The organism is Pseudomonas sp. B392_1p (assembly GCF_052245235.1).
GTDB lineage: Bacteria > Pseudomonadota > Gammaproteobacteria > Pseudomonadales > Pseudomonadaceae > Serpens > Serpens gallinarum.
The window spans coordinates 116,532-128,999 of sequence record NZ_JBQPXM010000007.1; the positions used below are offsets into that span (position 1 = coordinate 116,532).

A 12,468-nucleotide genomic window follows, 5' to 3' on the forward strand; every position below is an offset into this window, starting at 1 on the left:
ACATATTCGTTATGGAAGGAAAAACCATGAATGCAAAAGTCTGGCTGGTCGGTGCGGGTCCCGGTGATCCGGAGTTACTCACACTCAAGGCGGTGAAGGCGTTGCAGCACGCCGACATCGTGATGATTGATGATCTGGTCAACCCGGCGGTACTGGAGCACTGCCCCAATGCCCGTGTGATCCCGGTGGGCAAGCGCGGCGGCTGTCGCTCTACACCCCAGGCGTTCATTCACCGGCTCATGCTGCGCTACGCCCGGCAGGACAAGTGTGTGGTGCGCCTGAAGGGCGGCGATCCGTGCATTTTTGGTCGCGGCAGTGAAGAAGCCGACTGGTTGAGCGCTCGCGGCATCCCAGTCGAAATCGTCAACGGCATTACCGCCGGGCTGTCCGGCCCCACTGCTTGTGGCATACCCTTGACCCGGCGCGGCATTGCCCGTGGCGTAACCCTGGTGACCGCTCACACCCAGGATGACAGTACGCAGGACTGGGCCGCGCTGGCCAAGGGCGGCACTACCTTGGTGGTGTACATGGGCGTGGCCAAACTGACAGAAGTGCGTGACAGCCTGCTGGCCGGTGGTATGCGCAGCAACATGCCGGTGGCCCTGATCGAAAATGCTTCCCTGCCGCAGCAACGCCATTGCCGCAGCACATTAGCCGCCATGCAACAGGCGGCTACTGACTTTCAATTGAAAAGTCCGGCGATCCTGGTAATTGGCGAAGTAGCGGCGCTTCCCGCCACGTTGCAACTGTCGCAATCCGCCTAAACGAAAAAACCGGCCGAAGCCGGTTTTTCCTAACTGGGGAGGAAGCTTATTGAGCCTCAGCTTCCACATGCGCTTCCACACGACGGTTGATCGCGCGTCCTTCCTCGGTTGCGTTGTCCGCGACCGGTCGGGTTTCACCGTAGCCGATCGAGTCGACACGGTTGCCGCCAACACCGTAATCATCAACCAATACCTTGCGCACAGAGTTGGCGCGCCGCTCGGACAGGTCGAGGTTATAGGCATCGGTGCCCACGGAGTCAGTATGGCCTTCGACCGTGGTCCGGGTATCCGGGTACTGGCTCATGAAGTCCGCGAGGTTCTGAATATCGGCGTAACTGTCAGGCCGCACGACGTCCTTATCGAAGTCGAACTTGACGTCCAGCTCGACACTTACCACGTCAGGTACTGGCTCTTCCTGAGGCATCGGCTCCGGCATCGGCTCCGGTGCTGCCGCTACCTCACGCTGGGTTCCGCCAAAGTTCAAACCCACGCCGACACCGGCCATCCACTCGCTGTCGCCACGGTCGATGTTATGCATGCCATCGACACCAGCGCGGGCGAAGAACATCTCAGTGAAATAATATTTCACCCCTGCGCCGACATTGGCAAACGTGCTGCTGTCGCGGCCACTGCGGTCAGCCTGGCCAATGCTCTGGTGCGCCACTCCGGCGGACAGGTACGGGCGCAGCCCTACACCTGGCTCACCGAAGTGATAGACGGCATCGAGAGCCGCCAAGCTACCTTTGATTTTTTTGTGCCCGCCATCGGCGGCGACGGGATCGTCTGAGGAGAGATCGTGATATTCGCCATAGGACAAGCCCAGAGAAACATCATCGGTGAGAAAGGTGCTGATACCTGCGCCGTAGAGCTCACCTGAGCTTTCAATATCACGTCGGCTATCCGGGTAATATTGTTTACCGAAGGCTTCCACCTCAACAGCACCTTGACCTTGGGCCAGCGTCTGCAAAGAAGTCGCGGCAAGCAGGGAGCCAATGGCAACACCTAAGGTGTTCTTGAGCTTCATCCTTATATCCCCATCTGATGTGGTATGTGCGCTCCTGATAATGAACTTGTGATTTAAAAGTTCGAGGAGCCTGAACCATAGAGGGGGATTGCCGCTACAAAGTTTCCAGCGCGCCGGAAAATTTTTCCCGCATTCGGTCCAAGGCGCGCTTGTAGCGCATCTTGGTGGCACTCAAGCCCATGTGCATGATGTCGGCAATTTCCTGAAACTCCAGCTCTGCGACAAAGCGCAACACGAGTATTTCACGATCGATCGGATTGACGTGCACCAGCCAGCGATCCAATCCCCCTGTATCTTGAAGCGTGGCGGTTTTTTCTTCCGCGGCTTCTTCCTGAGGATCCAGACTCAGGGCATCGAGCAGCCTGCGCTTGCGACGTTCCTTGCGATACTGGGTGATGCATTCGTTGTAGGTGATGCTGTATAGCCAAGTTTTGAACTTCGACTTGCCTTCGAAGTTCTTCAAGCCATACAAAACCTTGAGCATGACTTCCTGACAAACATCATCGGCATCCCGGTCATTACCCAGATAACGGGCACAGACATTGAACAGGGTGCGCTGATAACGACGCATCAACTCCTCGTAGGCCCGAGTAACGTGAAACAACTCCGAATGGGCGCGCGCGACCAACTCCTCATCGGATAGATCGCGGGGATTGTAGCGCTGGCTGGGGGGATGGGCTTTATTCAAAACTAGTCTATCGGAGGTCGGGTCGAATCCGCATCAGCCCTTAGGGTCGGGCAAATCGGTGCATACAGTAGCAGGATTGCAGCCTTAGCGGCTGCTGACCCGATGTTCTAGCATCATTCGATTGGCAATCGACACCAATTCGCCCTCATCGGTGAGCAAAACGGTTTTCACCGTACCAATTTCTTCGATTTGGCCTTTGATTTCCGCGACCACGACATCCTGCCCGACCTCATACAGTTCCCGTACGTAGATCCCGGCAATGATCTGCCCGGCGATGTCCCGACTGCCCAGCCCCAACGCCAGCGCCACCGCCAGTCCAACCGTGATCAGCACGATGGCAATGATGTTGTTGAGCAGATCGGTCTTGACCTCAAGTTGGCCAATAGCCACTGAGATGCTGATGATGATCACCATGGCCTGGGCCACACGGCCAAGGGTATTGGCATATTCCAAGCCGACACCTTCGGCGGCGCCACGCACCAGACTGCTCGCCAGTTGGGCGAGCAGCACACCGGCGAGCAAAACCAGAGCCGCGCCGAACACCTTGGGCAAATACAGAGCGAACACGTCGAGGGTCGCGGATACCCGCTGCAGCCCCAGCGACTCGGCCGCCGAGACCAGGAACACCAATAACACGAACCAGTAAACGATCTTGCCAATCAGGGTGGACACCGGAACCCGGATGCCCACGCGAGACATCATTTTGTTCATGCCGGTACCGGCCATCAACCGGTCGAGGCCGATCTTAGCCAGCAGCTTCGACAACAGCGTATCAAGCAGCTTGGCTACCACGAAACCAAGCAGCACCACGACCAGCGCGCCGAACATCCGAGGAATGAACGCCGCTACCGAGCCCCACATGGTACTCATGGCGTTGACGAGGCTTTGGGTCCAGGGATCGAATTCCATTATTCAGTCAGCCTTTTTTTCAGCAAAACGAGCGGATGCAGAGAGTTTTCGTGAGGTCGGCTTGAGGTGCCCCGAACCGTTGTTCAGGGCAATCATCAGCGCCTCGAACCAGTTACCCACCAGCGAGAAAAGATCACCGGCTCCAACCTGGCGATTGGCGGTCTTCAGAACACGTCCCAGCGCAGCCCCGTCATCATGGGAGGCCGGCACCGATTTGAGCATGTCGCGCAGGGATTTTTCAAAGGGATCTTGCATGGGAACCTCGGGTTGCCTGTCGGCTAGACGTGGCGAGAAATGGGCAAGTCACATCACAACCAGCGCAAACGGCGGAACCACCACCACTCAACGGCCAGCACTAGCGCCATTAACAGGCACACCAGCAGAAACCCATAAGGGCTTTCGATGCCCGGCATGCCGCCGACATTGACGCCCAGCAATCCAGCCAAAAAACTCAGCGGCAGAAACAAACCGGTAATGATGGCCAGGCGGTAGAGGGTTCGTCCCACATGCTCGCTGCGCCGTTGCTGTTCAGCTTCCAGCAGCAAGGCCACTCGCTCGCGGATCGATTCAAGCTCTTCCAGATACCGGATCAAACGGTTGTTAAGCTCATTCCAGTAAACGGTATCGTCCGCCACGAACCAGGACAGGCGACTGCGTGACAGCGTGGCGAACAGATCACGCTGCGGGGTCAGAAAACGGCGCAACGCAGCCGCCCGGCGACGAATCTGCAGGAGTGAACCATGTTCAGGCAAATGACGCTCATCGGCCTCGGCACGCTCTTCCAGTTCATCGAGCTGCTCAGCCAGCTGAGTCAGTGGCGCCTCAAGCTTCTCGGTCATGCTCTCAGCCAGGTACAACAAGGCTTCGGAAGGCGTTTTCGGTCCTTCGCTGCGTGCCCAGGCGGCAATCATCTCATCGGTTGCATGTAGGGGGCGCAGACGCAGTGAAACAAGCCGTCGGCTATCGGCGAAGAAGCGCGCCGACACCATGTCCTCCGGCTCGGCGCCGGGATTGAAATTGACGCCGCGCAGAAACAGCAGCAGTTGCTCGTCGTCCAGCGTCAGCACACGCGGGCGGGTTGCGTCTTCGAGCAGCAGATCGCAACTGAAGACAGAGAGCCCGCTGGCCGTGCGCAACCACCGTTGCGCCTGGACATGACCGCGATCCCAATGCAACCAGAGGCTCTCCCCCTCTTCCAGGCAAAGCCCTTCAAGGTCCTCGGGTGCCAGTCCTCGCGCACCGCCTCGGCCATCCATCACGAAGGCATGCAGCAGGCCACTCTCAACCACGTTGGTCATCTGCATCAGCGCAACAGATGTATCAACCCGGCATGCTCAACGGCTGTGGGGAAACAATGATGCCGTTGTTGTCGGCATACACGTAATGTCCGGGGTGGAAAGTCACACCGGCAAACGCCACCACCACATTGAGGTCACCGATGCCGCGCTTGTCGGTTTTCATTGGATGGCTGGCCAGCGCCTGCACGCCCAAGTCCGTTTGAGCCAACATGTCCACATCACGCACGCAACCGTACACCACGATGCCTTCCCAGCCGTTTTTGGCGGCCTTCTCGGCCAGCATGTCGCCGAGCAGCGCACGGCGCAGCGAACCACCGCCATCGACCACCAGCACTTTACCTTCGCCCGGCTGATCGACCTGCTCCTTGACCAGCGAATTGTCCTCGTGGCACTTGATGGTGACGATCTGGCCACCAAAGGAATCACGCCCGCCGAAGTTGGCAAACATCGGTTCGACGGCCTGCACCAGGTCCGGATAGGCATCGCACAGATCAGGGGTGACGTATTGCATGAGGTAGCTCCTTGGATTGTTCTCGGTGAACGAAACAGCCGTCAGGCGAGACATCTTATCTGCAGTAACGCCTTTAGCACAGGGCTTTGCCCGTAACCGGAGGTGTCGCCTGCGGCGCCGCCAGTCGCTGCTCCTGCAGCCAGTCGAGCATCAAGGGCCAGACTTCACGCTGCGCCGATTTGCTGACCAGCATCTCAATATGTCCGAAGGGATTACTGAATCCGCTCTTGGGTCCCAGACACAGGAGCTCCCGCTGCGACGAGCCAAACTGCTTGAGCAGCTTTTGGCAGGCTTTGGGTGAATCCTGCCGATCCCCTTCTGCCGCCACCGCCAGAACCGGAATCTGCACGTCAGCCAACCCAGCCCACCAGTTGCTTTGCGCGTTCCCAAAACGCCCGAACAATCCGTGCCAGCGCAGGGTTTCCCTGACTACAGCAACGGGCTCATCTTCCGGCCCGCGCTTCAGACGATGCCCCGACAGGTACTTGAAGCAACTGAGCAACCCATGCGCAGCCAGTTCCAGCGGCGGAAATTTCAGCGGCCAATAGATCTGACTTACCTGACTGCCAAACAGCGCAATCGATGCAGCTTCGCGGTCGGTCAGGTAGTGACCGCCAAACGCAGCCGCCAGCACCACGCCCCCCAGCGAATGCCCCATCCAGTGAGGCGCATGGCCAGATTGTTCCTGGATGAAGGCCGCGATGGCCGGCAGGTCGTAACGGGCATAGTCCGCTACCCGGTTACGTCGATAGTCACGATTGCGCGGCGACAGGCCATGCCCGCGCATTTCAGGTATCCACACATCGAACCCGGCACGCGCCAGAAAGGCGCCAAAACCGATTCCTCGCGGCGAAAACCAGAATCGTCGATTGGAGAAGCTGCCGTGCAACAGGACGACCGGAATGCCCCGCTTGCCCGGCTCTTGTGCCCGGCCCAGTCGGGTGACGGCCAGTTCGACCGTCTCGTCGGGGCTGTTGCGGGGTTTCAGCAGGTAAACATCTTCGCTCAGATCGCCGCAAAGGTCGGCGCTGAGCAGTACAACAGGAAAAAGCCGACTGCTACTTTGCATTTTTTGATTTTCTTGAACATAAAAAAAGGCGGGTAGAAACACCCGCCTTGCCAGTATGGTCGATAGACTCAGACTTGACCTTCCGCCAGGAAGAACCAGGTATCGAGAACCGAGTCAGGATTCAGCGACACGCTTTCGATGCCTTGTTCCATCAGCCATTTGGCCAGATCCGGATGATCCGAGGGGCCCTGGCCGCATATGCCGATGTACTTGCCGGCCTTGTTGCAAGCCTGGATGGCGCTGGACAGCAGCTTCTTGACCGCCGGATTACGCTCGTCAAACAGGTGGGCAATGATGCCCGAATCACGGTCCAGGCCAAGGGCCAGCTGGGTCATGTCATTGGAGCCGATGGAGAAGCCGTCGAAGAATTCCAGGAACTCGTCAGCCAACAGGGCGTTGGAAGGCAACTCGCACATCATGATCACGCGCAGGCCGTTCTCGCCGCGCTTGAGGCCATACTGGGCAAGCAGATCCACCACCTGGGAGGCTTCGCCCAGGGTGCGCACGAATGGCACCATCAGCTCGACGTTGGTCAGGCCCATGACGTCGCGCACCTTTTTCATGGCGCGGCATTCCAGTTCGAAGCAGTCGCGGAAGGACTCGCTGATGTAGCGCGAGGCACCACGGAATCCGAGCATCGGGTTTTCTTCTTCCGGCTCGTAGAGCTTGCCGCCGATCAGGTTGGCGTACTCGTTGGACTTGAAGTCCGACAGGCGCACGATGACTTTCTTGGGCCAGAACGCAGCAGCCAGAGTGCTGACGCCCTCGACCAGTTTCTCGACGTAGAAATTGACCGGATCGTCATAACCCGCGATGCGCTTCTGCACGCTGTCCTTGATTTCCGGCGGCAGGCTGGCGTAGTTCAGCAGCGCCTTGGGGTGCACGCCGATCATGCGGTTGATGATGAACTCCAGTCGCGCCAGGCCAACACCGGCGTTGGGCAATTGGGCGAAGTCGAAGGCGCGGTCCGGGTTGCCAACGTTCATCATGATCTTGAACGGCAGTTCGGGCATGGCGTCGACGGAGTTCTTGCGAATATCGAAACCCAGCTCACCTTCAAAAATGAACCCGGTATCGCCTTCAGCGCAGGATACGGTCACACCCTGGCCATCTTTCAGCACCTGGGTGGCATTGCCGCAACCGACCACAGCCGGAATACCCAGCTCGCGCGCGATGATTGCCGCGTGGCAGGTGCGCCCGCCACGGTTGGTAACGATGGCGCTGGCGCGCTTCATGACCGGCTCCCAGTCCGGATCGGTCATGTCGGAGACCAGCACGTCGCCAGGCTGAACCTTGTCCATCTCGGACACGTCGTTGATGATCCGGACCGGACCGGCGCCGATGCGCTGGCCGATGGCACGACCTTCAACCAGTACGGTACCCTTTTCTTTCAGCAGGTAACGTTCCATGACGTTACCGCTGGTGCGACTCTTCACGGTTTCCGGACGCGCCTGCACGATGTACAGCTGGCCGTCGTCACCGTCCTTGGCCCACTCGATGTCCATCGGACGGCCATAGTGTTTCTCGATGATCAGCGCCTGTTTGGCGAGGCTGGTCACTTCTTCGTCGGTCAGGGCGAAACGGGCACGGTCGGCACGATCGACTTCGACGGTTTTCACCGATTTGCCGGCCTTGGCTTCGTCGCCATAGACCATCTTGATCGCCTTGCTGCCCAGGTTGCGACGCAGGATGGCCGGACGGCCCGCCTCCAGGGTCTGCTTGTGAACATAGAATTCATCGGGGTTGACCGCGCCCTGCACGACGGTTTCGCCCAGGCCGTAGGCACCGGTAATGAACACGACATCGCGGAAACCGGATTCGGTATCCAGGGTGAACATGACGCCCGCGGTAGCGGTTTCCGAACGGACCATGCGCTGTACGCCAGCAGACAGGGCGACCAGTTTGTGATCGAAGCCCTGATGCACACGGTAGGCAATGGCACGGTCGTTGAACAAGGATGCGAAGACTTCCTTGGCGGCGCGAATCACGTTCTCCACACCACGAATGTTGAGGAAGGTTTCCTGCTGGCCGGCGAACGAGGCATCCGGCAGGTCTTCAGCGGTGGCTGAGGAGCGCACGGCAACGGCCATGTTCGGGTTGCCCTGGGACATTTCGGCGAAGGCGGTGCGGATATCGGCATTCAGTTGCTCGGGAAACTCAGCTTCCATCACCCACTGGCGAATCTGCGCACCAGCCTTGGCCAGGGCATTCACGTCATCGACGTCAAGCGAATCGAGCAGCGCGTGGATTTGGTCGTTCAGACCGCTCTGCTCCAGAAAGTCGCGATACGCCTGGGCGGTGGTCGCAAAACCACCGGGTACGGAAACGCCGGCACCTGCGAGGTTACTGATCATCTCGCCCAGGGAGGCGTTCTTGCCCCCTACGCGCTCGACGTCGTGATTGCCGAGCTTATCGAGGGAAACTACGTACTCAACCAAGGTATTCTCTCCACGCTGTATGGGATAGGCTCATGCGGATCTGCTCCGCTCGATTGGCCTGCCCCGGGGAAATAAGTGACAATGCCCACCGACCCGGCGTGGACATAGCCCGGGTATGATAGCCAAGAATCGTTCCTACCTTAAGGCCTTCGGCGCAAATGAAACGAACTGCTTTCTTCATCTCGGATGGAACCGGCATCACCGCCGAAACGCTTGGGCAAAGCCTGCTTGCACAATTTGAAAACATCACGTTTCAGAAGCTGACCCGGCCTTATATCGACAGTGCCGAAAAAGCGCGGGCCATGGTACAGCAAATCAATACTGCGGCAGAAAAAGACGGCATGCGCCCGATCATCTTCGACACCATCGTGAACCAGAGCATCCGCGACATCCTGGCGCAGTCAGACGGTTTCATGATCGACATCTTTTCCTGCTTCCTGTCGCCGCTGGAGCAGGAACTCAACGCCAGCTCCTCTTACTCGGTGGGCAAGTCGCACTCCATCTCGCACAGCGCCAACTATATGGAGCGCATCGAGGCGGTGAACTTTGCCCTCGACAATGACGACGGTGCGCGCACGCATTACTACGACAAGGCCGATCTGATTCTGGTTGGCGTATCGCGTTGCGGCAAGACGCCGACCTGCCTTTATATGGCTATGCAATACGGCATCCGCGCCGCCAACTACCCGCTGACCGAAGAAGACATGGAGCGCCTGCAATTGCCGGCGGCCCTCAAGCAATACAAGAGCAAGCTGTTCGGCCTGACCATCGATCCGGACCGGCTGACCGCCATCCGCAACGAGCGCAAGCCCAACAGCCGGTACGCCAGCTTCGCCCAGTGCGAATTCGAGGTGCGCGAGGTGGAGAATCTGTTCCGCCGCGAGAACATCCCCCACATCAATTCCACGCATTTCTCGGTGGAAGAGATCTCCGCCAAGATTCTGGTCGAGATCGGTGTGGAGCGGCGACTCAAGTAAAGCCGCGCCTCTTGGACAGGGCGTGACGTCGCGCCCTGCCGTCTTGCTCAGATCACAAACAACTCCATGAAGCGGTTAACCGGCATCGCCTCCAGCCGAGCCTGATCCGAGCACAACTCGACGATCTGCGCACATCGCTGAGGGGCGAAACGCGTAGCCAGGCTCGCCTTGAACTTCTCCGCCAGTAAGGGGATGCCCTCGGTACGGCGCCGCCGGTGGCCCAGCGGATACTCCACCTCCACATTCTCGGTACACGAGCCATCCTGGAAGAACACCTGCACGGCATTGGCAATGGAGCGCTTGTCAGGGTCCAGATAGTCACGGCTGTAACGCGGCTGCTCGACCACGCCCATCTTTTCGCGCAGCTCATCGATGATCGGGTGAGCAGCATGGAATCCATCCTCGTAATGCTCGGCAGTCAGGTGGCCGAAGATCAGCGGCACGGCAGTCATGTACTGCAGGCAATGGTCACGGTCGGCGGGGTTGGCCAGCGGGCCGACCTTGGAAATGATGCGGATTGCCGATTCCTGGGTGGTGATAACGATCCGGTCGATCGCATGTAGCCGCCCCCGCACCTGCGGATGCAGTATCACCGCCGCCTCGCATGCGGTCTGTGCATGGAACTCGGCGGGAAAGCTGATCTTGAACAGCACGTTTTCCATGACGTAACTTCCGTAGCCACGTGAAAAACGGAACTCGCGCTCGTTCTGTGTTTTGGTCTGCAAATCAACATTTGTGTGACTGAACGACACGTCATAAAAGCCCCACTGCCGCGTGCTCAGCACACCGGGTATGCCCATTTCGCCGCGCCGGGCGATATCGGCCAAACGCACGCCACGGCTGGACGCATCGCCCGCCGCCCAGGATTTTCGCGAACCGGCGTTGGGTGCGTGGCGATAGGTACGCAACGCCTGTCCGTCCACAAAGGCATGGGACAGTGCAGACAATACCTGCTCACGGCTCGCTCCCATCAGCTTGGCACACACCGCGGTGGAGGCCACCTTGACCAGCAGCACGTGATCGAGGCCGACACGATTGAATGCGTTATCCAGGGCCAGCACGCCCTGGATCTCATGGGCCATGATCATCGACTCGAGCACGACACGCAGCGGCAACGGTGCATCGCCTCGGGAAACCGCGAGCTGCGAGAGATGATCGGCTACGGCGAGAATCGCGCCCAGGTTGTCCGAGGGATGCCCCCACTCCGCCGCCAGCCAGGTGTCGTTGTAATCCAGCCAGCGGACCAGGCAGCCAATGTCCCAGGCGGCCTTGACCGGATCCAGGCAGAAACGTGTGCCTGGTACGCGCGCGCCCTGCGGCACTACCGTGCCTTCGACGAGGGGGCCCAGATGCTTGGTGCATTCGGGAAAGCGCAGCGCCAGCAACGCACAACCCAGGCTGTCCATCAGACAATGACGCGCAGTACTCAGCGCCTCTTGCGACTTGACCCGGTAGCCCAGGACATAGTCGGCGATATCCTGCAGAACCTGGTCGTACTCGGGGCGATCGTTCAGATCAACGTTGGCGCTCATGACACTGACCCTCGGTAATGAGGATCAGTGTAGGAGACCCGCTCTGGCAGGCCGGCTAAAAGGCGTCGCCGGGCACGCGCACCCAGCCATCCATCAGCACCCGGGCGCTGCGACTCATGATGGCCTTGGTAACCGTCCACTGACCCTTGACCTGGCGGGCTTCGGCACCCACCCGAAGGCTGCCCGACGGGTGACCGAAGCGCACCGCGCTGCGCTCGCCACCGCCCGCAGCGAGGTTGACCAGGGTGCCGGGAATAGCTGCAGCAGTACCGATTGCCACCGCAGCCGTGCCCATCATCGCATGGTGCAGCTTGCCCATCGACATTGCGCGTACTAGCAGATCCACGTCGCCAGCGTTCACGGCCTTGCCACTGGAAGAAACGTAATCGGCCGGCGGCGCCACGAAGGCCACCTTCGGCGTGTGCTGACGCTGGGCCGCCTCGGACAGGTCCTTGATCAACCCCATGCGCACTGCACCTTGGGCACGAATGCTTTCGAACAGCTCCAGCGCCTTGGCATCGCCATTGATCGCTTCCTGCAATTCGGTGCCGGTGTAGCCGAGCTCCTGTGCATTGACGAAGATCGTAGGAATACCGGCATTGATCATTGTCGCCTTGAGCGTACCGATACCCGGCACCTCCAATTCATCCACCAGATTGCCGGTGGGGAACATCGCACCGCCCTCACCTTCGCCCTCATCGGCTGGATCGAGAAACTCCAGCTGCACTTCGGCCGCGGGGAATGTCACCCCATCCAGCTCGAAGTCGCCGGTTTCCTGTACATCCCATTGAGTGATAGGTACATGGGCGATGATGGTCTTGCCGATATTCGCCTGCCAGATCCGCACGGTTGCCACACCGTGCTCAGGAATCCTGCTGGCCTCCACCAGACCGCCACTGATGGCAAACGAGCCGACCGCTGCCGACAGGTTGCCGCAATTGCCGCTCCAGTCCACGAAGGGTTTGTCGATCGATACCTGGCCGAACAGATAGTCGACGTCGTGATCGGGCCGGGTGCTCTTGGACAGGATGACTGTCTTGCTGGTGCTGGAAGTCGCTCCGCCCATACCATCAATCTGTTTGCCGTACGGGTCGGGACTGCCGATCACCCGCAGCAACAGCGCATCGCGCGCAGCCCCTGGCACCTGAGCGGCTTCGGGCAAATCCTGCAGGCGAAAGAACACGCCCTTGCTGGTACCGCCGCGCATGTAGGTGGCGGGAATCTTGATTTGGGGTAGGTGTGCCATGAATGCTGTCCT

General features: G+C 59.4%; 12 protein-coding genes. 2 read left to right on the top strand and 10 right to left on the bottom strand.

The genetic code is table 11. The annotated features are described in order from the left end of the window. Nucleotides 1–26: 26 nt before the first annotated feature. Nucleotides 27–764: a uroporphyrinogen-III C-methyltransferase gene (gene cobA / locus ACTV8E_RS11975; RefSeq protein ID WP_251836222.1), complete on the top strand. Its 738-nt coding sequence runs from the start codon at nucleotides 27–29 to the stop codon at nucleotides 762–764. 46 nt (nucleotides 765–810) lie between these two features. Here cobA and ACTV8E_RS11980 read toward each other — a convergent pair whose 3' ends face one another. The 8 genes from ACTV8E_RS11980 to ppsA form a co-directional block, all read right to left on the bottom strand. Beyond that, nucleotides 811–1,788, bottom strand: coding sequence for an OmpA family protein (locus ACTV8E_RS11980; protein WP_443199649.1), 978 nt, complete (start codon nucleotides 1,786–1,788; stop codon nucleotides 811–813). A gap of 94 nt (nucleotides 1,789–1,882) precedes the next feature. Next, complete coding sequence (sigX, locus tag ACTV8E_RS11985; protein ID WP_251836224.1) at nucleotides 1,883–2,476, bottom strand: RNA polymerase sigma factor SigX; 594 nt, start codon at nucleotides 2,474–2,476, stop codon at nucleotides 1,883–1,885. Between the two features lie 84 nt (nucleotides 2,477–2,560). Further along, on the bottom strand, nucleotides 2,561–3,385 hold the full coding sequence (locus tag ACTV8E_RS11990) for a mechanosensitive ion channel family protein (protein WP_251836225.1): 825 nt from the start codon (nucleotides 3,383–3,385) through the stop codon (nucleotides 2,561–2,563). Nucleotides 3,386–3,388: 3 nt separating this feature from the next. Next, a complete protein-coding gene (locus tag ACTV8E_RS11995; protein ID WP_443199650.1) occupies nucleotides 3,389–3,640 on the bottom strand; it encodes a CrfX protein in 252 nt (83 codons plus the stop codon). A gap of 53 nt (nucleotides 3,641–3,693) precedes the next feature. Next, entirely contained in the window at nucleotides 3,694–4,689 is a 996-nt protein-coding gene (locus ACTV8E_RS12000) for a CorA family divalent cation transporter (RefSeq protein WP_273534998.1), read from the bottom strand. 16 nt (nucleotides 4,690–4,705) lie between these two features. Continuing rightward, entirely contained in the window at nucleotides 4,706–5,194 is a 489-nt protein-coding gene (gene rraA, locus ACTV8E_RS12005) for a ribonuclease E activity regulator RraA (protein ID WP_251836228.1), read from the bottom strand. Between the two features lie 73 nt (nucleotides 5,195–5,267). Continuing rightward, entirely contained in the window at nucleotides 5,268–6,263 is a 996-nt protein-coding gene (locus tag ACTV8E_RS12010; protein WP_443199651.1) for an alpha/beta fold hydrolase, read from the bottom strand. 68 nt (nucleotides 6,264–6,331) lie between these two features. Continuing rightward, complete coding sequence (gene ppsA, locus ACTV8E_RS12015) at nucleotides 6,332–8,701, bottom strand: phosphoenolpyruvate synthase (RefSeq protein ID WP_251836230.1); 2,370 nt, start codon at nucleotides 8,699–8,701, stop codon at nucleotides 6,332–6,334. A gap of 158 nt (nucleotides 8,702–8,859) precedes the next feature. Here ppsA and ppsR point away from each other — a divergent pair, with 158 nt between their 5' ends. Next, nucleotides 8,860–9,678 carry a posphoenolpyruvate synthetase regulatory kinase/phosphorylase PpsR gene (gene ppsR / locus ACTV8E_RS12020; protein WP_251836231.1) on the top strand — a complete coding sequence of 273 codons (819 nt, stop codon included), beginning with the start codon at nucleotides 8,860–8,862 and terminating at the stop codon, nucleotides 9,676–9,678. Nucleotides 9,679–9,725: 47 nt separating this feature from the next. On the opposite strand, the gene prpD is transcribed toward ppsR, so the two are convergent. Both prpD and prpF read right to left on the bottom strand, forming a co-directional pair. Next, entirely contained in the window at nucleotides 9,726–11,210 is a 1,485-nt protein-coding gene (gene prpD, locus ACTV8E_RS12025; protein ID WP_443199652.1) for a 2-methylcitrate dehydratase, read from the bottom strand. Between the two features lie 55 nt (nucleotides 11,211–11,265). Further along, nucleotides 11,266–12,456 (bottom strand): 2-methylaconitate cis-trans isomerase PrpF, encoded by a 1,191-nt coding sequence (gene prpF / locus ACTV8E_RS12030; RefSeq protein ID WP_443199653.1) that lies wholly within the window; start codon nucleotides 12,454–12,456, stop codon nucleotides 11,266–11,268. Nucleotides 12,457–12,468: the final 12 nt, after the last annotated feature.